The organism is Allocellulophaga tsushimaensis, assembly GCF_055383085.1.
In genome coordinates this window covers 291,319-314,881 of the sequence record NZ_AP039451.1, presented here as the reverse complement: position 1 = coordinate 314,881, position 23,563 = coordinate 291,319, and the positions used below count along the sequence as shown (strand labels likewise).

The following is a 23,563-nucleotide window of genomic DNA, read 5'->3' as shown; positions in this document are numbered from 1 at the left end:
AAAGAACAACGTAATAGAATATAACATATGGCGTCGCATTACGAAGCACCTATACGAAAACCCTTAGTACTTGGAGACAAGAGCTATCACGATGTAACTGTAGATATCGCTGCTCCTGTAGAAGGAAAAGCGAACAAGCAATGGTGGATAGTGTTTTCTATCGCATTAATCGCATTTCTTTGGGGTATCGGATGTATTATTTATACCATATCTACGGGTATTGGTACTTGGGGATTAAATAAAACTGTAGGTTGGGCATGGGATATTACCAACTTTGTATGGTGGGTAGGTATTGGACATGCAGGAACATTAATTTCTGCGGTATTATTGCTTTTCCGTCAGAAATGGAGAATGGCAATTAACCGTTCTGCAGAAGCAATGACAATCTTCTCTGTAGTACAAGCAGGTTTATTCCCAATTATCCACATGGGAAGACCATGGTTAGCATATTGGGTATTGCCTATTCCAAATCAATTTGGATCGTTATGGGTAAACTTTAACTCACCACTACTTTGGGATGTATTTGCTATATCTACATATTTATCGGTTTCCTTAGTTTTCTGGTGGACAGGTCTTTTGCCAGATTTTGCAATGATCCGTGATAGAGCTGTGAGGCCTTTTCAAAAGAAAATATATAGCTTAATTAGTTTTGGATGGAGTGGGCGAGCTAAAGATTGGCAACGTTTTGAAGAAGTATCATTGGTATTAGCAGGTTTAGCAACACCATTAGTACTTTCTGTACATACCATTGTATCTTTTGATTTCGCCACCTCAGTAATTCCAGGATGGCATACCACTATATTTCCTCCATACTTTGTGGCAGGAGCCATTTTCTCAGGGTTTGCAATGGTAAATACCTTGCTTATTATCATGAGAAAAGTATGTCACTTAGAAGCTTACATTACTTTACAGCATATAGAGTTAATGAATATCGTTATTATGTTAACAGGTTCTATAGTAGGTTGTGCATATATAACAGAGTTGTTTATGGCTTGGTATTCTGGAGTAGAATACGAACAATATGCATTCCTAAACAGAGCAACTGGGCCTTACTGGTGGGCATACTGGGCAATGATGACTTGTAATGTGTTTTCTCCACAATTTATGTGGTCTAAAAAACTACGTACTAGTATTATGTTCTCTTTCGGAATTTCAATAGTAGTAAACATAGGAATGTGGTTTGAGCGTTTTGTAATTATTGTAACATCATTACACCGCGATTACTTACCATCTTCTTGGACCATGTTCTCACCTACATTTGTAGACATTGGCATATTTATAGGCACCATAGGCTTCTTCTTTGTTTTATTCTTATTGTACTCTAGAACATTCCCTGTAATAGCACAAGCAGAAGTAAAATCTATTATGAAATCTTCTGGAGAAAAATATAAGAGATTAAGAGATGCAGGCAAACCATTGTATACTATAAATGCAACAGCACCACAGGTTTCTAAAACGGTAGCGGAAGAAAAACCTGTCGATACAGTAACTGATGATAGTAAAGTATCATCACTTTTAGATACACTTGGTGTTTATGATGCAGCTAATGATACTCCAGATGATTTAAAAAAGGTAAAAGGTATTGGTCCTCAAATGGAAAAAACCTTAAACCAAATAGGAATATTTAAGTTTGCTCAAGTAAGCAAAATGACAAACAAAGAATACGATTTGTTAGATGCTATCACAGGTTCTTTCCCAGGAAGAGCACAACGTGATGATTGGGCAGGTCAGGCAAAAAAGTTAAATGAGTAAACAGTAAGCAGTCAGTAAGCTATATTTAAATTTGAACTCTAGCAAACTGAAACGAATTACTGTTAATTAAAAATAAATGAGATAAGTTTAAAATTTTAGTTTTTTGAACTTGAATTTAAAACTTGAATTTGAAATTGTAAATATGGCATCTAAAGTTATACATGCACTTTACACAGATGATGACGTGCTTATGCATGCAGTCAAAAAAGTAAAAGCAGCAAAACATCATATAGAAGAAGTATATTGCCCTTTTCCAGTTCACGGACTAGATAAAGCAATGGGACTTGAACCAACTAGAATTGCAATTACTGCATTTATGTATGGTTGTGTAGGGCTATGTGTTGCAATTACGATGATGAATTTCATTATGATTGAAGACTGGCCGCAAGATATAGGCGGTAAACCAAGTTTTAGTTATTTAGAGAATATGCCAGCATTTGTTCCTATTATGTTTGAGTTAACCGTATTTTTTGCAGCGCATTTAATGGTGATTACTTTTTATATGAGAAGTAGGTTATGGCCTTTTAAAGAAGCTGAAAACCCAGATGTGCGTACTACAGATGACCATTTTTTAATGGAAATAGAAATTCATAATAACGAGCAAGAACTGATGGATTTATTAGCAGATACTGGTGCAGTAGAGATTAATATTTCAGAAAAGTAGTTAAAAGGAGATATGAAGAGTTTTATAAAAATAATAGGAGTTGTTTTAAGTCTAGTGGCTTTCGTTTCTTGTTCTAACAAAAACAGCAGAAACTACCAGTACATGCCAAACATGTATAAGTCTGTAGGCTATGAAACCTATCAAGAAATAGACAATAATTTATCTTTTAAATCAGAAGGGTTAATCCCACCAGCAAATGCAATTGCACGTGGTAAAATGCCATATGAGTTTGCCAATGGTTTAGAGGGTAAAGAACTTGCAAGGTTACAAGCAAGCCCATTGGATTCTTTACAGTCTGAAGATAATATGAAAGTGGGTAAAGAACTTTATGGGATCTACTGTGGTATTTGTCACGGAAACAAAGGAAACGGTATGGGAACTTTAGTAAAGCGTGAAAAAATTCTAGGGGTTCCAAGTTATGATGCAAGAGATATTACTGTAGGAAGTACCTACCATACGATTTATTATGGTTTAAATTCTATGGGTTCTTATGCAAACCAATTGAATACAGAAGAGCGTTGGCAAGTTGCTGAATACGTAATGAAATTAAAACAAGACTTAACAAAATAATACATAGATTTTAGATATGTACACTGTTTCAAATAGATTAAAAATAGCTTCAATTGCACTTATGATTATCGGTGCATTAGGTATTGGTGCCGGATTTCTTAGTGCTCCTAGTACTGTAGAAGAATCTAAGGCAATGCTTGCAAGTCATGGTGATGGTCACGGAGATGGGCATGCTGAAGAAAATTCGCATGCAGAAAAAGCTATGGCGCATGGAGAAGATCATAGTGCTGAACATGATGAGCATGTACTTCATCAGTTACAAAACAAACCTTGGGCAGCTTTGTATGTTGCAGCCTTCTTTTTCTTTATGATTGCATTAGGCGTATTGGCTTTTTATGCTATACAAAGAGCTGCACAAGCAGGTTGGTCTCCATTATTGTTTAGAGTAATGGAAGGAATTACTTCTTATTTAGTTCCTGGAGGAATTATTGTATTTGTTATTTTAGTTTGTTCTGTAGCACATATGAATCATCTTTTTGTTTGGATGGATGCAGAGGTGGTAGCAAAAGACCATTTATTACAAGGGAAAGCAGGTTATTTAAACGGAGTATCGTTCTTAATAAGAGCTGCTGTTTTCTTAGCAGGATGGATTTTGTATAGAGAATACTCCCGTAAACTATCTCTAGCACAAGATGAAGCAGATGATAATGCTAACTTTAAAAAGAATTTTAGAGTTTCTGCAGCATTTTTAGTATTCTACTTAGTATCAGAGTCTATTATGTCTTGGGATTGGATTATGAGTGTAGATCCACACTGGTTTAGTACTTTATTTGGATGGTATGTATTTGCAAGTATGTTTGTTTCTGGGATTACGGTTATCGCTTTAATTACCATTTATTTAAAATCAAAAGGTTTGCTTAAAGAAGTAAATGATAGTCATATTCACGATTTAGCAAAATTTATGTTCGGGATTAGTATTTTCTGGACCTACCTTTGGTTCTCTCAGTTTATGTTAATCTGGTATTCTAATATTCCTGAAGAAGTAACCTATTATGTTACGCGTATTCAAGATTTTAAATTGCCATTCTTTGGAATGATCGCAATGAACTTTGTATTCCCATTATTATTGTTAATGAATAGTGACTTTAAAAGAGTTAACTGGTTTGTAGTAATGGCTGGGATCGTAATATTAGGAGGGCATTACTTAGATATATTTAATATGATTATGCCGTCTACTGTTGGTACACAATGGTATATAGGGCTTTCTGAAATAAGTTCTATATTGTTTTTTGCAGGATTATTCATTTTCTGGGTATTCCGTGCCTTGTCAAAAGCACCATTGCAACCAAAAAGAAATCCTTTTATTGAGGAGAGTAAGCATTTTCATTACTAGTTTTAAAAAATAACATTAAATTATATAATGACTGGATTTTTAATTATAGCTGTTGTAGTATTAGTAGGAATTGCCATTTGGCAAATGACTAAGATATTTGAATTATCGCAACTAAAAGCGAATAGTCCTGGAGTTGCAACAGATGGAGATAACAAAATAAATGGTTATCTCATGTTCGCCTTCTTAATTTTTATATATGGTATTACCATCTTTAGCTTTTGGAAATATACGAAGTTTTTATTACCAGAAGCAGCCTCAGCACATGGTGCAGAATACGATAGTTTAATGCTATGGTCTTTTGTTATTATATTTATAGTACAAACCATTACACAAGCTTTATTGCACTATTTCGCCTATAAATATAGAGGTGAAAAAGGAAAAAAAGCCTTGTTTTTTGCAGATAATGATAGGTTAGAGTTTATCTGGACCATTATTCCTGTAATTGTATTAGCAGGTTTAATTCTTTGGGGGCTATATACATGGACTAATATTATGGATGTTAATGATGAAGATGATCCGCTAATTGTAGAGCTCTATGCACAACAATTTAATTGGACCGCCAGGTATGGTGGTGGAGATAATGTTCTTGGCGATGCTAATGTTAGAATGATTGATATTGACAGAGCTAATGTATTAGGATTAGACGAAGCAGATCCTAATGCCGCTGATGATGTTATTGTAAAAGAATTACACCTACCTGTAGGAAGAAAAGTAAATTTTAAAATGCGTTCTCAGGATGTATTACACTCGGCTTACATGCCACACTTTAGAGCACAAATGAATTGTGTTCCAGGAATGATCACCGAGTTTTCGTACACTCCAATTTATACAACAGAGCAAATGCGTCAGAACCCTGATGTAGTTGATAAAGTGATACGTACAAATAAAATAAGAGCCGAAAGAGCTGCTAATGGAGAAGATAATTCAGATCCATGGGAGTTTGATTATATTTTGCTTTGTAATAAGATTTGTGGAAAATCGCATTACAATATGCAAATGAAAATTATTGTAGAAACCCAAGAAGAATATGAGAAGTGGATGGCAAGCCAACAAACTTTTGGGAAAACAATGATGGCATCAGCTCAGTAATAAAGAAGGCTATAACAAGAAAAATAATATAAACAGAATATATAGAGATTATGTCAGCAACAGCACATGCAAATATTGATGATCACGCACACGACGATCACGGACATCATCACCATAAAGAAACTTTTGTAACTAAATATATTTTTAGTCAAGATCATAAGATGATTGCAAAGCAGTATTTAATTACTGGTCTAATTATGGGTTTTATAGGTATTGCAATGTCTATTTTGTTCAGGATGCAAATTGCATGGCCTGGAGAATCTTTCCCACTTTTTGAAGCTGTTTTAGGAAAATGGGCTCCAGAAGGGGTAATGGATGCAGATATCTATTTAGCATTAGTAACCATACACGGTACTATTATGGTATTCTTTGTCTTAACGGCAGGTTTAAGTGGTACATTCAGTAATTTACTTATTCCATTACAGATAGGGGCAAGAGATATGGCTTCAGGTTTCTTAAACATGTTGTCTTACTGGATGTTCTTTATCTCATCTGTTGTGATGATGTTGTCATTATTTGTTGAGGCTGGTCCAGCCGCAGCAGGTTGGACAATTTATCCGCCTTTAAGTGCATTGCCAATGGCACAACCAGGATCTGGAATGGGGATGACACTATGGTTGGTATCAATGGCAATATTTATTGCATCTTCCTTATTAGGATCATTAAATTATATTGTAACCGTACTAAATCTAAGAACAAAAGGGATGTCTATGACAAGGCTACCTTTAACCATATGGGCATTTTTTGTAACAGCAGTTATTGGTGTTATTTCTTTCCCAGTATTATTATCTGCTGCATTATTATTAATAATGGATAGAAGTTTTGGAACTTCTTTTTTCTTATCAGATATCTTTATTCAAGGCGAAGTCTTGCATTATCAAGGAGGATCGCCAGTATTATACGAACACCTGTTCTGGTTTTTAGGACACCCTGAAGTATATATTGTATTACTACCTGCATTAGGAATTACCTCAGAGGTGATGTCTACGAATGCTCGTAAGCCCATATTTGGATATAGAGCAATGGTTGCTTCTATTATTGCAATTGCATTCTTATCTACAATAGTTTGGGGTCACCATATGTTTATTTCGGGTATGAACCCATTTTTAGGATCTGTATTTACATTTACAACACTTTTAATAGCAATCCCATCTGCGGTAAAAGCATTTAATTATATTACCACACTCTGGAAAGGAAACCTGCAGCTTAATCCAGGAATGTTATTCTCTATAGGTTTGGTCTCTACTTTTATAACAGGAGGTTTAACTGGTATTATTTTAGGAGATAGTACTTTAGATATTAATGTGCATGATACGTATTTTGTAGTGGCGCACTTTCACTTAGTAATGGGTATCTCCGCATTATATGGTCTTTTTGCAGGAGTCTATCATTGGTTTCCTAAAATGTTCTATGGTAGAATGATGAATAAGAATTTAGGCTATGTACACTTTTGGATCACTGCCGTTTGTGCATACGGTGTTTTCTTTCCGATGCACTTTGTAGGTATGGCTGGAGTACCAAGAAGGTATTATCAAAATACAGCATTTCCTATGTTTGATGAATTAACAAATGTTCAAGTGCTTATTACCATGTTTGCTATTATAGCAGCATTAGCACAACTCATATTTGTCTATAACTTTATAAGCAGCATATTCTACGGTAAAAAAGGAGCTCAGAACCCTTGGAATTCTAATACTTTAGAATGGACAGCTCCACAAGAGCATATTCATGGAAACTGGCCAGGAGCCATACCAGAGGTGCACCGGTGGGCGTATGATTATAGTAAAGTAAATGAAGATGGTGAATATGTAATTCCAGGCCAAGATTTTGTGCCGCAACATATTCCATTACAAGACGGTGAGGAAGAAATGCATCATTAAATAATTAAGATAAGGTTTATTGTAAAAAAGCCCTCTGTTCATTTTATGTGCAGAGGGTTTTTGTTTAGATGACCTTTTTTTGGAAGCAATTCCCCTGCTGGCGCTAGTATGTCAGCGTAATGGCTTACTGCTAATTTGTAATTAGTGGCGTACCGAGTAAGAAAAAATAGAACCACAGCATTAAAGTTGTGGTTTTTTATGCATATGCTTTTTTAGTTTTAGTATCCCTAATAAAGGCATCAATAATTTTGGTGACGGTAGTTTTACCCTCTTTAGAGAGTCTTTGAATCTCTTTCATACGGTTGAGGATATCCATGTCAAATCCGTTGCGCGAGGTCTGAGACTTCGTATCGTACAGAGTAAGAAATACAGAGCCGCCTTTATTAGGGTGGTTTTTTATTTCATGTAATAGACGAGCGTTGTCATTCAGATTGGTATGATAGTCATTTTATGCGTAAATGTTAAAAAGAATATGAAATTATGTTGCTCCCTTGTTGGATAAAAGTCTCTTTTTATAATATATTTAGAAAAAATTAATAGGGTGCTATACAGAGATACGCTTTAATAAATGAATACTTGAAAATGAATAAAAAAATAGTACTGTTGTTTGTGTTAATAAGTGCTTTTACCTTTGGGCAACGCAAACCCAAAATAAAAGGAAGTAAAACGGTTATTGAAGTCCGTAAAGACTTAGAGCCCTTTAATGCTATAGAAGTTATAGACGATTTAGATATTGTTTTACGTAAATCTTCTGATATTGGCTACGGGCTTACTCTTGATGATAATCTAGTTGAAGTGCTTAAGTTTAGAGTTGTAGAGGGTAAGCTTACCATTAGTTCTTTTTACAATATTACCTCAAAAAAGAAACTAGAGATAATAGTGTATTACGATGAGTTAAGTGAAGTAACACTTAGGAAAGGTAGTGTAGAAATGAAAGATAGGATAGATACCGGTATTTTAGAAGTGAATGCTTTTGGTTCTTCAAAAATTCAATTAAACGCCAATGCCTCTGTAATGGATTTGAATATGTTTGAAAATAGTTCTGGTAATTTTAATGTAGACATAGATTCCCTTCATGTAGTTTTAAAAGACAGAGCTAATATTGAGATCTACCAGGTGAGTAGTGCCAGTAGTTTTGAAACCTATAAAAATACTACTGTAAAAGCAGAAGGAACCACTTCACTTTTAGATCTTAACCTTTTTGAAAATTCAAATTTTAAAGCAACTAAATTAGAAGCATCAGAAGTAAACTTACATATAGAATCTTCTTCTAGTGCTCGTATTAATGCCTATACGTCGTGTAATTTAAGTGCAAGGGGTAATGCACAAATATTTTTCTATGGTGCTGCTAAAATTCATATTATAGATTTTTTAGATACTTGTGAGCTACATAGGCGATAATGCTACTTTGCTATCAGCGCAGTAACCAAATGCTCTGGAATTCCAAAACCATCTACTAAAACAGCAATGTGTGGTCTTAATTCGGTACACAAACGTTCTACACGTTGCCGGATCGCCTTAGATTTTGTGCCGCCAATATAACCTTGTTCTAAAAACCACTCGGCATCCCGTCGTATTTCATGAAGCGCATAAAGGGTTCCTAGTTTTTCAAATAATAAACGGTTTTTTTCACTGGAAATCGTAGCAGAAAAATCCGAAAAAGTAGCATAAGCCAATTCATGACTATAGGCTTTCCCTAAAGCAATTAAATGGGTCTGTACTTTTAAAAACGCTTGGTAGGACGGCATTCCTTGTTTAATATAGCCTCTGATGCGCATGGCTAAGGAGTAGGTAAGTCGTCTAGTTCTATAATTAAAAGCATGCTTATGAAATTTAGGATTGTATAAATGTTCCTTATCCACTTTATTAGTGTAGATAGGGTTTACACTAGCAAATTTATCACTCAATTGCGTACTTAACAGTTTTAAAACAGATAAAAAGCCAGCACTATTAAACTCTGCCTTAAAATCCGATAAAACCCCTTTTGCAGCCAATAAGAGAAGTACGGTATTATCCCCTTCAAAAGTGGTAAAAATATCTACATCGCCTTTTAAATCTGCAATTCTATTTTCTATTAAATAGCCTTTGCCACCGCATGCTTCTCTACATTCTTGTATGGTATCATTGGCATACCAAGTAATAATAGATTTTAAACCCGCTACTTGCGTTTCTACTTTGCGTTTGTCTGGTTTGCTTTCATCGCTATAGACATCCATCATTTTTTGTAGCGTAATATCAAAAACATAAGCTTGCGCAATAGCTGGGGTAAGGCGTAATTGATGTGATGGGTAATCCATCAATAAATCTTCTTGTACTTTTACACTGTCATTAAACTGTCTTCGTTTTAGAGCATGTTTCACTGCGATGTGTATTGCCATTTTTGCGCCTCCTAAACCTGCTCTGGCAACACAAATACGCCCGCCTACTAAAGTGCCTAACATGGTAAAAAAGCGCTTATTTGGGTTTTTTATATCAGAGTAGTAGGTACCATCATCGGTAATATCGCCGTATTTGTTTAAAAGGTTTTCTTTGGGTACCCCCACTTGGTTGAACCAAATTTTACCATTATCCACACCGTTTAAACCCAATTTATACCCATTGTCTTCAATATGTACTCCAGGCAATAAATCATGGTTTTCATCGCGTATGGGAACAAGTATAGCATGTACCCCTTCGTTTTTACCATCTACAATAAGCTGCGCAAATACAGAAGCCATTTTAGAATCTAAAGCATTGCCTATATATTCTTTATTATCATTTTCGCCAGGGGTATGTATAACTATAGTATTGGTGTCTTTATCATAAGTAGCTGTAGTTTTAATACCTCTTACATTAGACCCATGACCCGTTTCTGTCATAGCAAAACAGCCTAATAATTTGGTTTCGCCCGTAGCGGTTAAATAAGCATCATGATGTTTTTGAGTACCTAATTTTTGGATACTGCCTCCAAAAAGTCCAAACTGAACACCAAATTTAATGGTAAGGCTCCCATCAGCATACATCATATTTTCAAAAATAGTAGCATAACCAGGCATATTACCGGTTCCACCATATGCTTTAGGGTATGCCATAGCTCCGTACCCTTTTTTAGCAAGGAATTGCACTTGGCTTAATACTTTTTTTCTGAAATCTTCTTTAGTACGTTGAATATCCCAATTAAAAATAGGGTCTTTTAATGTAGCTCTAAAATCATCTATAATCGGAGCGTGTTTTCCTTTTAAAATAAGATCTAATTCTTTAGCATCATAATAATTGGAGGTATTTGCATGGTCTATTTCAATAGCAAATAAATGCTTGTAATGGTTGGGTTGAATGCCTAAATTAAGTTCTATATGCTTTAACTGATCGTTTAAAGCCACCTTAGTTGTATAGTATGCTGTAATACGCTGACTAAAAGAACTTAAAGGATAAATATCATTTTCTATCAGTTTTATGTTGGAATTTGTAATGGTTTGTTTCCATTTTTTTAACTCTTCATTATTTGGAGGATTATTGGTGTCTAACCAAGATAATAAGGTTTCTGATTCTTTTTCAGATAATGTTTTGTCTTGCTGTAGCGCTTTTTTAGTCACATTTATTTCTGAAGCAGAAACTAAATCATCTGACCAAATCATATAAAAAAATGGAATGTATTGTAAGATTCCAGAAGTATAGCTGTTATTTTTCATAGGATGAATTTACAATATTTGTAGCGAATAATAATGTCAAATTACAACTTTAAAAGTATAAGCTTTTGCGCTATCTTTGTTTGGTATGAATGAGCACTTAGATCCTACTTCAGAAAATTTTTCCCCAGAAGAACTTGATATTGATAGAGCCTTAAGGCCTATTAGTTTTCAAGATTTTACAGGGCAAGAACAAATATTAGAAAACCTAAAAGTATTTGTAGAAGCGGCTAATTTAAGGGGAGAAGCATTAGACCATGCCCTTTTTCATGGTCCTCCCGGTTTAGGAAAAACAACATTAGCGCATATTCTTGCCAATGAGCTTGGGGTAGGTATTAAAATTACTTCGGGTCCGGTATTAGATAAACCTGGAGACTTAGCAGGTTTGCTAACCAATTTAGAAGAAAGAGATGTACTATTTATTGATGAGATCCATCGGCTAAGCCCTATTGTAGAAGAATATTTGTATTCTGCCATGGAAGATTATAAGATAGATATAATGATAGAAACAGGCCCTAATGCTAGAACGGTTCAGATCAATCTAAATCCGTTTACACTTATTGGTGCTACAACCAGATCTGGCTTATTAACCTCACCCATGCGTGCTCGTTTTGGAATACAAAGTCGATTACAATATTATTCTACAGAATTACTCTCTACTATTGTGGAACGTAGTGCGGAAATATTAAAAATGCCAATTACACAAGAGGCAGCCATAGAAATAGCTGGAAGGAGCAGAGGTACACCAAGGATTTGTAATGCACTGTTAAGAAGAGTTCGCGATTTTGCGCAAATAAAAGGGAATGGGAAAATAGATATTGAAATTTCTAAGTTTGCCTTAAAAGCCCTCAATGTAGATGCACATGGTTTGGATGAAATGGATAATAAAATTTTAATTACGCTAATTGATAAATTTAAAGGCGGCCCTGTTGGAATAACTACTTTGGCAACAGCGGTTTCTGAAAGTGCCGAAACCATTGAAGAGGTTTACGAACCTTTTTTAATACAGCAAGGTTTTATTATGCGCACACCAAGAGGTAGAGAAGTAACAGAATTGGCATACAAACACTTAGGTAGAATAAAAGGAAACGTACAAGGGGGACTATTTTAATACTTGTTTTACGTTTAAAATTGTTAATAGTTAATACAAATAATGCAAAACCTACCAGCAGTAAAAAGATATAAAGTACTGGCTAATGCTAGAAAAATTTTAAGAAATCCACTTCCTTTTCACAGAACACATTTTGAAAAACTTGGTGATACTTTTAAAATAGATATTACTGGAGGTAGCAATACAGTTGTTTTTACCCGCAACCCTAAACTGATTAAACACGTGTTGCAAAAACAACACAGGAGTTATGAAAAGTCTGAATTACAAACGGTAGATTTAGCAAAATATATTGGGCATGGAATTTTAACGTCTAACGGAGAGCATTGGCGTAAGCATAGGCGGATGGTACAACCCGCTTTTCATAAGCAAAAGCTTCATAATTTAATGTTTGCAGTGCGTAATGCAATTATAGCCGAAATAGAACATATAAAACCTAATAAAACGCAAAGTGTTTATGAACTTATGAGCGATTTGGCTTTTCAAGTAGTAGCAAAATCACTATTTACAAATGCTAATATTAGGAAGCCTATGGCACGTTTGCAAGAAATTACTCATGTAAATCAACAAATGCTGATCAATGAAATGCGCCAACCTTATTTAAAATGGTGGTATCAGTTAAGTGGAAAAAATAAAAAACATTTGAAGTTAGCTGAAGAAGGGCAAGATTTACTTCATAAAATTATAGAAGAAAGACGAAGTTCTGGAGAAGAGAAAGATGATTTGCTAGATATGCTTTTGCAGGCACGGTATGAAGATGGTACGGCAATGTCTAAAAAACAATTGATAGACGAAGTATTAATTCTGTTTACAGCGGGACATGAAACTACAGCAAATGCATTAAGTTTTGTATTCTTTTTATTAGCGAAACATCCAGAAATACAAGAAAAAGCTCACCAAGAAATTTTAAAAGTAAATTTAGAGGAAGACGATTTACTAACGGCTTTAATGCAATTAAAATACGTGCAGCACTGTATTGAAGAAGGAATGCGTTTATACCCACCCGCTTATATTATTGATAGGGTAGCGGTAGAAGAAAACAACTTTGAAGATTTAATAGTAGAAAAAAATGCAATGCTTTTAATGAGTGTTTACGAGTTACACCGCTATGAAGGTTTTTGGGAGGCTCCTAATACATTTAAACCAGAGCGTTTTGGCGCTATGGATAAAAAAGACTATCAAGATTATTACTATCCGTTTGGAGCAGGACCTAGAATGTGTGTGGGAAATAATTTTGCGATGTTCGAAATGATTCTTACGGTTGCCGAAGTATTAAAAAAGTACCAGCTAAGCACCACTATGGATGCAGTAGAAATAAACCCGTTAATTTCATTGAAACCGAAAAAGGTTGATTTAAAATTTAATTTGAGGAATCATTAATGGGGAATAATAGATGCTGTTTTATGGTTCAGCGCTTATAGAGGCTGTTTTTAGTAATAGAAAAGAGTTATATTTAATGTAAATATTGAAGCACATGAATAAATTTACCTGTACATTTTTTACTTTTTTTAGTAGCCTAATCATATTTGCCAATTTAGGAAAAATTGAAATTTCTGGACAAGTACTTAATCATTCATTTAATGCTGTTAAAATTTCTCATCTAGACGATCAAGAATTAGTTTCATTGGAATTAGATGCAGATGGAGCGTTTAATAAATCTGTAAAAGTAGAAAGTGGGTACTATTTTCTTGAATATGGTCGTAATACAGCTTATATATTTCTTAATCCAAAGGATAAGCTTCACATTATTTTTGATGCCAAACATTTTGAAAATACACTCCTTTTTAAAGGAAAAGGTGCTATTAGAAATAATTATCTAGCAAAAAAAGAGCAAATGCATTCTAAATTAACGAAGGATTTAGAGGCATTTTATAAGGTTGATGAGGTTACTTACCTTAGTAATATAGAAGAATTAAAAAAGAGTTATCTAAATTTATTGTCGGGTTATGCAGTAGAAGAATTTTTTATGAAGGCAGAAATGAAATCTTTAGAATATGAACGCCTTCTTAGTATTCAGAATTATAAATCTAGTTATAAATTTTATTTGGGTGAAGAGATTAACCCTTCAAAAGATTTTTACAAACCAGTTAAAGCTATAAAATTAGATAATGAAAAAGAATATAAAGAACAGCCCTATTTTCGTTATTTAGTAAATTCAATTTGGAGTAAGCGTATTGATGCTGCTCTTACTGTAGATGAAATGCTTGCTGTTTTTCGTGATGTGCGCTCAGAAGCCTTAGCTATTAATCTTGTAAATGGCATGTATTCTAAAATATCTTCTAAAAAAGAACGCGCAAAAGATTATTTAGACCTCATTAAAAGAATTACCACCTATGAACCTTTTATTGAAGCTGCTGAAAAGCGATACCAAGAAGTAATTACTGCTAAAGGATTAAATATTGGAGATGTTTCTCCTAGTTTTAAGTATGAGGATAAAGATGGTAAAAAAATAGCTTTAGAAGATTTAAAAGGTAAATATGTTTATATAGATGTATGGGCTACATGGTGCGCTCCTTGTATAAAACAAGTACCGTATCTAAAGAAGTTAGAGGAACGATATCATTCTAAGAATATTGTTTTTGTAAGTATTTCTGTAGATAAGGAGGAAGTAAAAAATACTTGGAAACAAATGATAATAGATAAAGAACTTGGCGGAACCCAATTGTTTGCTGATAAGTCGTTTGACAGTGAATTTATGAATGCCTATGCGGTAAACTCTATTCCTCGTTTTATATTAATAGATCCTGAAGGTAAAATTGTAAATCCAGAAGCTCCGCGCCCTTCTTTTGATAAGACAATAACTTTGTTAGACGAATTATTAAATTAATTCTTTATCGAGAAGTATTGAGTTAGAACTTTTTAAAGTCTTATGTACCAGTTATTTTTTATAGAATTTTAAATTTTTTACTCTGCCAGAATCAAGTTCAAAGCTTGAAATAAGACCATCCACTCTTTGAAACCGAACTAGTCCGAATTCCATTGTAAATTGGTCAATTTCACTTATGGTACAATCCATTAATGATTTTTTTTCTTTAATTCCGGCTTTTAATATTCCATTTTCAATCTCAAAATCATAAGTTATATCTAATTCTTTGCTATAATAGCTGCCTAAATAATCGTTTAAGTCGATGCCAGAAAAATCAACTTCTTTTTTTCTTTCAGCTTTTGTTTCCCTTCCATTTTGTAATACTGTAAGTGTTTGGGTAAAACCATCTTTTAAATTAGAAAATGAAAAACTTATGTTTTCATTTCTTGGTATTTGGAAAGTATTTCCACTTACTTTTAAAATATTATAAGTTGATTTGTTCCATGTTTGAAGGACATTTAGGGAGTCATTCTTAATAGATAATCTGGCAACAACACCAGGTTGTATTTCGTAATCACCTACTAATTGATTTAGTTGAAATTCAACTTCTTTTGTATCAATCTTTATTTTTTTGCCTTTTTCAACAACCTTTTCAATTAATTTATCTTTTAGTAATATATCTGCAACTTGATTTGCCATTCTTGATGGATTGGCGTCACCTCTGTTGGCAAATATAGCTATAGATAATTTTTGTTCTGGAAAGCGTAATAACTCTGCTCTAAAACCAACAAAAGCTCCTCCGTGTCTAATAGTTTTTAATCCTTTATATTTACTTATCATTAAACCAGAAGCATAGTCAATAACTTCTCCATTGTTTAATATCCCTTGTTTTGTCATCACATTCCAAAATTCTTTACTTAGAACATTTGACTTATAATAAGCATCATCCCATTTTTTTATATCTTTTATTGTAGTAAAGATTCCACCATCACCAATCATATCTAATGTAGTCATACTAATTTTATAGGTTTCATTATTATCAGGAAGGTATCCAGACGCTCTATTTTTTACTATTTGATTATGGTCATTATGAAAATGAGTAGTATGCATTTCAAGTGGCTCAAATATTTCTTTCTTTGCAAATTCAGCCATATTCATTCCAGCTACCTTTTTTACAATTTGACCAAGAAGCCAATATCCAGAATTGCTGTATAAATATTCTTCACCAGGCGCAAAGTTTAAATCAGTTTGATTTACGAGCCACCTCATAATATCGTCATCTGTATAATAGTCATCATCACTCAATCCCTTTAAATAACTAATTTGCAGGTAATCTCTAATGCCGCTAGTATGATTTAGTAAATGCTTAATTGTAATCTTTTTTGCATATTCAGGGAAATCAGGGAATAGGTTTTTTAAATTTTCATCAAGATTTAGTTTGCCTTTTTCTGCCAGAAGCACAATACATGCGGCCGTAAACTGTTTGGAAGTGGAACCAATTCTAAATACAGAGGTAGCAGAATTTGGAATATCATATTCCATATTTGCCATTCCGTATCCTTTAGCATAAATTAGCTTTCCTTCTTTTATTATTCCTAACGCACATCCTGGAACATCTGCTTTATTCCATTCTGTAAAAATGCTATCTATCTCTTGACTTTCTTTAATTTGCCCAAACGAACAAACTGTAAAAGAAATAAGGATTAAAAGATGATTGATTTTGAAGTTTTTCATGATTGATTTTTTGATTATGTATGCTATTACATCTCCAAAGATAACCCTAAGATGAATCCATATTGCATCCAATATATGATTATTTTATGACTTCGTTTAACAATTCAAGGCCTTTTAATAAAGCTTGGTCTTTACGAATTGTAGTTTGTTTTACATAATGCTGGGGAACATATTCTTCTCTAGGAGTTCCATTAATATGAAATAATTTTTCTGCAATAATTTTATAGCCATAGCTCTGATTTTTAAACCTAAAATCATAATCAGAACCGGCAAGTCTTTTCATTTCTGTTCCTACAATCATTGCTCTTTTCATTCCATCAAAACCTATGGCTAAACCTTCTCCCATACTTCCAGTCCATCTACTCACTAATACTACTAAAGGTTTTTTGTATTGTTTTTCTCTAGGACTAACAAGCTCTATCCAACTGCGTACTATTTTTGACTGATTGTCCCAAGATTCCGTATACTCATGCTTTTGGTAAGGCAGCTCTTTTGCAACAAATCTACCCATAATGCCTTTCGCTACATAGCTATTTCCACCATTGTTGGTATTTCTTAAATCTAAGATTATGGCTTTAGTATTCATTAAGCTATCTAAAGTTTTATCAAAAGCTTCAATCAGAAAATTATTTCCTAAGGAATTATTTAATCTAATAACACCAATATTATTTATGGTGTTTACTGTAATAAGATCTGATGGTTTTTTTAATTGCAGTTGATCTACATCCCATTCCACAATTTGCCTATTTTTTAGTTTTAAGGTTAAAACTCTAGGTTCACTATATTTTCCAGCAATAATTTTATTAGCAATCCAATTTTTTATTTTAGGATTGTTTTTATTTTGACATACTGTTGGGAATTGAAGAATTTTTTCGGCAAAATCAGTCGTATTAAATTTTAAAACTTCAGCACCTATAAGATCTAACTTTAGGTCTTTAAGTTGCGTTTGCCATATGTTTTTTATTATTGTTTTTCCATTTTTAGTTTCCGCGTAAATGGGCGCTGATAGTCGGTAAGATTCATTACTGTTTGTATTTAATGAGATATGATTGTCGTACAGTTCATCTAATAGATATTCAAATAATAAAAGCGTTTCTCCTTTTGTCTGAAGTGTTTCTATTTTTTGGGTATATTTTTCTTTAATACAAGCTAAATCGATGTCTTTATCTGCTAAATAAACATAGCCTTTTTCAATATTTGCAATAAGAGCACTTAAATCTTCTTGAATTTTTAACTTGTTTATTTGATTGTTTTGCGCATGTAAACCTAAAAAGAAGAAGATGCTATTTATGGTGAGTACTAATTTTTTCATTTTTTTCATTTTAAATAAAAAATGGTACACCAAAAACACTTTTTCGTGTACCATTTAACAATTTTACAAAATAGTTTTTATATAAAATGCTCCATAAACCTTATTTTAAAATAGCATTCTCATCAGAGAATTTCTTGTAACTAAAATAAATAGCTGCTAAAGCAAAGGCTATTAAAGAGATTAACATTCCAGAATACATGCCCATATGTATGGTGCCTGCCATGATTTCTTTTACGCCCAAGCCAATATTAAGAACAGGTATAAATGCAGTACTCCAAGTAAAATCTATCCCTGGCATTAAAGCCAATACTAATGGGATAATAATCAGCATAATAATAGGAGATGCTTTACTTTGTGCTTCTTTAAAAGTGGTAGCACCCGCTACTAAAGAAATAATTAAACCTGATAAGAATAAAGAAAACGGAATTAATAGCAAGAGAATTAAAATGATAGAGACTGGGTTCAGCATTTCATTGATGGCTAGTTTAAAAGTTTCTGGGATGCCGTCAATTACTTTTAAACCAATAATAAGCCCTATTAAATTTAAAAGCGCTGGTATAAAACCAAGTAAAGAAGCAACAGTAGCTTTGCCTAATAATACTTTAAATTTAGAAATAGGTAGCGAAAGCGTAGTTTCAATAGTTTTGCGTTCTTTTTCACCAGTTACTAAATCAATACCAGCCAATAAACACCCGCCCCACATGGTTAAAATAAATAGGTAAGGAATAAAACCACCTACTTGTTTTCCAATCACTTCTTTCTGTTCTCCAACTTCTACATACTTCTCCGTAAAAGGAGTTAGTTTTTCTACAGGGAAATTTAAAGTTGCAATGCGTTGCTCTTTCAGCTGAGCATTATATGCACTAACCATTTTAGAAACTCTTTTGTTTACATTTTCTTTAGAGCTATTTCTAAAAATTTGTACTTCGCCAGTAGCCATAGCATTCATTTGATTGTTCCAATCTTTTGGAAAAACAATAGCCGTTTGTATGGTTTTATCTGCAATTAGCGTTTTAAAATCTTCAACTTCTTCATAAGTAGTAACCTTATTTAAAGTGTCATTAGCAATTAGCTTAGAAAAACTTTCAGGAGCATTAACCAAACCTATTTTAACGGTTTTTTGTTGGTTATTTTTCTGTATCATTTTGGTTACTTTCGTCATTCCAAAGATGAGAATGGGTACTAGTAAAGTTGGTAAAACAATAGAGTTGATAATCGTTTTTTTATCTCTTAACAGCTCCGTAAGCTCTTTTTTTATAATTATAAATACTTCTTTCATCTTAAGCTTGTTTTACACGGTTAATAAATTCTTGGGTTAGGTTGTCAGCTTTCATTTCAGCTTTAAAATTCTCAAAAGTGTCATTATAAATAATAGACCCCTTGCTTATGATGGCGAGGTCATCGCAAAGCAAATCTACTTCACTCATAATATGAGAAGAGAAAATTACGGTTTTGTTATTTTCTTTAGATTCTCTAATTAAATCTATAATACTATCAGCAGTAATAACATCTAAACCAGAAGTGGGCTCATCAAAAATAAGTACTTCTGGATCATGAATTAAAGTACGTGCAATAGATACTTTTTGTTTCATACCTGTACTCATTTGCCCCATGCGTTTTTTTCTAAAATCATTAATACCTAATTTTTCAAACAGGTATTCTTTTCTTTCCTTTAATTTTTCTCCAGGAATCTTATAAATTTTTCCAAAAAAATCTAAAGTCTCGTCTGGGTTTAACCGTTCATATAAACCTGTGGAGCCGGTTAAAAAACCAATGCGTTTTTTAACCGCATCATTGCCCTCAGAAATATCAATATTATCTACAACAGCTGTTCCAGAGCTTGGGTTAATAATTCCGGCAATCATACGTAAAGTAGTTGTTTTTCCTGCGCCGTTTGGTCCAAGTAACGAAAAAATTCTACCAGGTTTACAGTCAAACGAAATATTATTAACGGCATTTACAGTAGTGGTTTCTTTTTTAAACCCTTTTTTGGTTGTTGTGGTAAAGGATTTTGTTAGGTTTTCTATGTGAATCATGCTTTATGTTGCTATTTAGTTTGCGTTATTAGTATCTAAAGATAGAAATTGTTACAGATTTTTTTAAAAACTTTATACTTACTGCTTTGTAGACATTACTTTTACGATAGATGAATATAAGGGAACAACATACTAAACTAATAAAAGAAGAAGCAAAACGTTTGGGTTTTTTGTCTTGTGGGATAGCTAAAGCAACTTTTTTAGAAGAAGAAGCACCTCGATTAGAGAAATGGTTGAAAAATAATATGCATGGTGAAATGCAGTATATGGAGAACCATTTTGACAAACGATTAGATCCTAGGTTGCTGGTTGATGATGCCAAGTCCGTAATCTCATTGTTGTTAAATTATTATCCTGAGAAGGAACAAACAGAGGATACATTTAAAATTTCTAAGTATGCCTATGGGCAAGATTATCATCATATCATCAAATCAAAATTACGGGAGTTACAAAGATTTATTTCAGAACAAATAGGGGAGGTTAGTGGTAGAGCTTTTGTAGATTCTGCGCCAGTTTTAGACAAAGCTTGGGCTGCAAAAAGTGGTTTAGGATGGATTGGGAAACACAGTAATTTAATCACCCAAAAAACTGGTTCTTTTTACTTTATAGCAGAGCTTATTGTAGATTTAGATTTAAGTTATGATGCTCCTGTTACGGATCATTGTGGTACATGCACTGCCTGTATTGACGCCTGCCCTACAGAAGCGATAGCAGCACCTTATGTGGTAGATGGGAGTAAGTGTATCTCGTATTTTACCATAGAATTAAAAAATGAAATTCCACAGGAGTTTCAGGGTAAATTTAACGACTGGGCCTTTGGTTGTGATATCTGCCAGGATGTATGCCCTTGGAATAAATTTTCTAAACCACATAAAGAACCTCTTTTTAGTCCGCATCCCGAATTGTTATCCTTAACCAAAAAAGATTGGCAAGAAATTACAGAAGATGTTTTTAAAAAAGTGTTTCAAAAATCTGCAGTAAAAAGGACTAAATTTTCGGGTTTGCGTAGAAATATAAATTTTTTAAAAGAATAGTTTATGGTGCATTAAGGATCTTTATTAGTCCCGTAAATCACTCAAATTGATGGAATACTGTTCTAAATACACAACTGGTAAAGAATAGTTTTTTTTGAATTTATATTTTTAAATTATAAATCCTTTCATAATACTACTGTTGTTACTTATAATATTTTAAATTTGTTTTTCAATCTGAGAATATTATGAGTAAAAGTTCCAAGTCAAGTGCTGCATTACTATACCATTCAAGCCCAACACCAGGAAAAATAAAAATAGTACCCACTAAGCCTTATGCTACGCAAAGAGATCTAGCATTGGCGTATTCCCCCGGCGTTGCTGAGCCTTGTTTGGCAATTGCTGCTAATAAAGATGATGTGTATAAGTATACTGCTAAGGGAAATATTGTAGCGGTTATTTCTAACGGAACTGCAGTTTTAGGGTTGGGAAATATAGGGCCAGAAGCTTCTAAACCAGTAATGGAAGGTAAAAGTTTACTTTTTAAAATTTTTGCAGATATAGATGGTATTGATGTTGAATTAGATACTACAGATGTAGATAAGTTTATTGAAACGGTAAAAACAATAGCGCCTACTTTTGGAGGGATTAATTTAGAAGACATAAAAGCCCCTGAGGCTTTTGAAATAGAGCGAAGGTTAAAAGCAGAATTAGATATTCCTGTAATGCACGATGACCAGCATGGGACAGCTATTATTTCTGCAGCAGCACTTTTAAATGCATTGGAAATTACAAATAAAAAAATAGAAGATGTAAAGATAGTTGTTAGCGGAGCGGGTGCTGCGGCAGTATCATGTACAAGGTTATACAAAGCTTTTGGTGCAAAAGCAGAACATATTGTAATGTTAGACAGTAAGGGAGTCATCCGAAAGGATAGAGAAAACCTTAGTGTAGAAAAATTAGAATTTGCTTCAGTTAGAAAAATAAATACTTTAGAACAAGCAATGAAAGATGCCGATGTGTTTGTTGGGCTTTCTATTGCAGATATTGTTACGCCAGAGATGTTATTGTCTATGGCAAAGAATCCTATCGTTTTTGCAATGGCAAATCCTGATCCAGAAATTAAGTATGATTTAGCGATAAAAACTAGAAAGGATATTATTATGGCTACTGGCCGTTCTGACCATCCTAACCAAGTAAATAATGTGCTTGGTTTTCCATTTATTTTTAGAGGGGCTTTAGATGTTAGAGCTACTGCAATTAATGAAGAAATGAAAAAGGCTGCGGTAATTGCTTTAGCCAATTTAACAAAAGCCCCAGTGCCAGAACAAGTTAATATTGCTTACGGAGAAACAAGGTTAACTTTTGGTAAAGATTATATTATTCCAAAACCTTTTGATCCAAGGCTTATTGCAGAAATTCCGCCTGCAGTAGCAAAAGCAGCCATGGAAAGTGGAGTAGCAAAAATGCCTATTAAAGATTGGGATAAGTATAAGGAAGAATTAATGGAGCGCCTAGGTAGTGATAATAAGGTTGTACGCTTATTACACAATAGAGCAAAAATGAATATTAAAAAAATTGTTTTTGCAGAAGCGGATCATTTAGATGTTTTAAAAGCTGCCCAGATTGCGCATGAAGAAGGTATAGCGATTCCGATTTTATTAGGAAATAAAGAGATTATTGCAGAATTAAAAAAAGAAATAGACTTTAATGCTGAGGTTGCTATTCTGGATCCAAAAGATGAAAAAACAGCTGTAAAAAGATTAGAATACGCTACCAAATATTGGGCAACTAGAAAAAGAAGTGGAGTAACACTTTTTAATGCAAAATCTAAAATGCGAGAGCGTAATTATTTTGGTGCTATGATGGTGCTAGAAGGAGATGCAGATGGTATGGTATCTGGTTACTCCAGAGCATACCCTACCGTTGTAAAACCAATTTTTGAAGTAATTGGTAGAGCTACAAATATTAAAAGAGTTGCTACAGTTAACTTGATGGTAACAGAAAGAGGACCAATGTTTTTAGCGGATACCTCTATCAATATAGAACCTACAGCTGAGCAAATTGCTGAAATTACAAAGATGACGGCTAATGTTGCAACAACTTTTGGTTTTGACCCAGTTATTGCTTTATTATCTTATGCCAATTATGGCTCCTCTACCCATCCTAGTTCTACTAAAGTTAGAAAAGCAGTTAGTCTTTTGCATGAAGAAGCTCCAGAATTGGTAGTAGATGGAGAAGTGCAAATGGATTTTGCTTTAAATAATGAATTACATCAAAGTAATTTCCCATTTTCTAAATTATCAGGAAAAAAAGTGAATACCTTAATTTTCCCAAATTTAGAGTCAGCTAATATTACCTACAAGCTTTTGAAAGAGTTAAACAAAGCAGATAGTATAGGCCCAATTATGATAGGTCTTCGTAAATCTGTCCATATTTTGCAGTTAGGCGCTAGTGTAGACGAAATGGTTAATATGGCAGCAGTTGCCGCTATAGATGCTCAAGAAAGAGAAAGACGTAAAAAAGCAAAATAAGTAGGTGTAATGTGTAAGTTGGTAAAAAATTAAGCGTTTATCTTAGTTAAAACATAAAAAACACAAACATTTTTATATTAATATCGAAAGTTACTTACTATATTTAAAA

At 33.5% G+C, this 23,563-nt stretch carries 17 protein-coding genes; 12 read left to right on the top strand and 5 right to left on the bottom strand.

Translation table 11 applies throughout. The features are described 5' to 3' along the window. Positions 1–27 precede the first annotated feature (27 nt). The 7 genes from nrfD to ACZ451_RS01395 all read left to right on the top strand — a co-directional run bounded on the left by nrfD (position 28) and on the right by ACZ451_RS01395 (position 8,689). Positions 28–1,752 (top strand): NrfD/PsrC family molybdoenzyme membrane anchor subunit, encoded by a 1,725-nt coding sequence (gene nrfD, locus ACZ451_RS01425; protein ID WP_464215292.1) that lies wholly within the window; start codon positions 28–30, stop codon positions 1,750–1,752. Between the two features lie 142 nt (positions 1,753–1,894). Beyond that, complete coding sequence (locus ACZ451_RS01420; RefSeq protein WP_464215291.1) at positions 1,895–2,416, top strand: DUF3341 domain-containing protein; 522 nt, start codon at positions 1,895–1,897, stop codon at positions 2,414–2,416. Positions 2,417–2,428: 12 nt separating this feature from the next. Continuing rightward, complete coding sequence (locus tag ACZ451_RS01415; protein ID WP_464215290.1) at positions 2,429–2,986, top strand: c-type cytochrome; 558 nt, start codon at positions 2,429–2,431, stop codon at positions 2,984–2,986. Positions 2,987–3,002: 16 nt separating this feature from the next. Further along, positions 3,003–4,319: a quinol:cytochrome C oxidoreductase gene (locus ACZ451_RS01410; protein ID WP_464215289.1), complete on the top strand. Its 1,317-nt coding sequence runs from the start codon at positions 3,003–3,005 to the stop codon at positions 4,317–4,319. A gap of 27 nt (positions 4,320–4,346) precedes the next feature. Next, a complete protein-coding gene (locus tag ACZ451_RS01405) occupies positions 4,347–5,408 on the top strand; it encodes a cytochrome c oxidase subunit II (protein WP_464215288.1) in 1,062 nt (353 codons plus the stop codon). Positions 5,409–5,458: 50 nt separating this feature from the next. After that, positions 5,459–7,288 (top strand): cytochrome c oxidase subunit I, encoded by a 1,830-nt coding sequence (locus tag ACZ451_RS01400; protein ID WP_464215287.1) that lies wholly within the window; start codon positions 5,459–5,461, stop codon positions 7,286–7,288. 582 nt (positions 7,289–7,870) lie between these two features. Beyond that, complete coding sequence (locus tag ACZ451_RS01395; RefSeq protein ID WP_464215286.1) at positions 7,871–8,689, top strand: GIN domain-containing protein; 819 nt, start codon at positions 7,871–7,873, stop codon at positions 8,687–8,689. 2 nt (positions 8,690–8,691) lie between these two features. Here the strand turns inward: ACZ451_RS01395 and ACZ451_RS01390 are convergent, their stop codons facing one another. Next, positions 8,692–10,956: an acyl-CoA dehydrogenase family protein gene (locus tag ACZ451_RS01390; RefSeq protein ID WP_464215285.1), complete on the bottom strand. Its 2,265-nt coding sequence runs from the start codon at positions 10,954–10,956 to the stop codon at positions 8,692–8,694. An 85-nt stretch (positions 10,957–11,041) separates the two neighbouring features. Here ACZ451_RS01390 and ruvB point away from each other — a divergent pair, with 85 nt between their 5' ends. The 3 genes from ruvB to ACZ451_RS01375 all read left to right on the top strand — a co-directional run bounded on the left by ruvB (position 11,042) and on the right by ACZ451_RS01375 (position 14,888). Next, complete coding sequence (ruvB, locus tag ACZ451_RS01385; protein WP_464215284.1) at positions 11,042–12,064, top strand: Holliday junction branch migration DNA helicase RuvB; 1,023 nt, start codon at positions 11,042–11,044, stop codon at positions 12,062–12,064. A gap of 42 nt (positions 12,065–12,106) precedes the next feature. Next, positions 12,107–13,441 (top strand): cytochrome P450, encoded by a 1,335-nt coding sequence (locus ACZ451_RS01380; RefSeq protein ID WP_464215283.1) that lies wholly within the window; start codon positions 12,107–12,109, stop codon positions 13,439–13,441. Between the two features lie 94 nt (positions 13,442–13,535). Further along, positions 13,536–14,888 (top strand): TlpA family protein disulfide reductase, encoded by a 1,353-nt coding sequence (locus ACZ451_RS01375; protein WP_464215282.1) that lies wholly within the window; start codon positions 13,536–13,538, stop codon positions 14,886–14,888. A gap of 51 nt (positions 14,889–14,939) precedes the next feature. Here the strand turns inward: ACZ451_RS01375 and ACZ451_RS01370 are convergent, their stop codons facing one another. The 4 genes from ACZ451_RS01370 to ACZ451_RS01355 all read right to left on the bottom strand — a co-directional run bounded on the left by ACZ451_RS01370 (position 14,940) and on the right by ACZ451_RS01355 (position 19,949). Next, a complete protein-coding gene (locus tag ACZ451_RS01370) occupies positions 14,940–16,601 on the bottom strand; it encodes a serine hydrolase domain-containing protein (protein WP_464215281.1) in 1,662 nt (553 codons plus the stop codon). A gap of 79 nt (positions 16,602–16,680) precedes the next feature. Beyond that, positions 16,681–17,913 (bottom strand): S41 family peptidase, encoded by a 1,233-nt coding sequence (locus ACZ451_RS01365; protein WP_464215280.1) that lies wholly within the window; start codon positions 17,911–17,913, stop codon positions 16,681–16,683. A gap of 100 nt (positions 17,914–18,013) precedes the next feature. Beyond that, entirely contained in the window at positions 18,014–19,192 is a 1,179-nt protein-coding gene (locus ACZ451_RS01360) for an ABC transporter permease (protein ID WP_464215279.1), read from the bottom strand. 1 nt (position 19,193) lies between these two features. Further along, positions 19,194–19,949, bottom strand: coding sequence for an ABC transporter ATP-binding protein (locus ACZ451_RS01355; RefSeq protein WP_464215278.1), 756 nt, complete (start codon positions 19,947–19,949; stop codon positions 19,194–19,196). Positions 19,950–20,059: 110 nt separating this feature from the next. Between ACZ451_RS01355 and queG the strand changes: the two genes are divergently transcribed. Both queG and ACZ451_RS01345 read left to right on the top strand, forming a co-directional pair. Continuing rightward, positions 20,060–20,983, top strand: coding sequence for a tRNA epoxyqueuosine(34) reductase QueG (queG, locus tag ACZ451_RS01350; RefSeq protein WP_464215277.1), 924 nt, complete (start codon positions 20,060–20,062; stop codon positions 20,981–20,983). A gap of 185 nt (positions 20,984–21,168) precedes the next feature. After that, positions 21,169–23,454: an NADP-dependent malic enzyme gene (locus tag ACZ451_RS01345; protein ID WP_464215276.1), complete on the top strand. Its 2,286-nt coding sequence runs from the start codon at positions 21,169–21,171 to the stop codon at positions 23,452–23,454. Positions 23,455–23,563 lie beyond the last annotated feature (109 nt).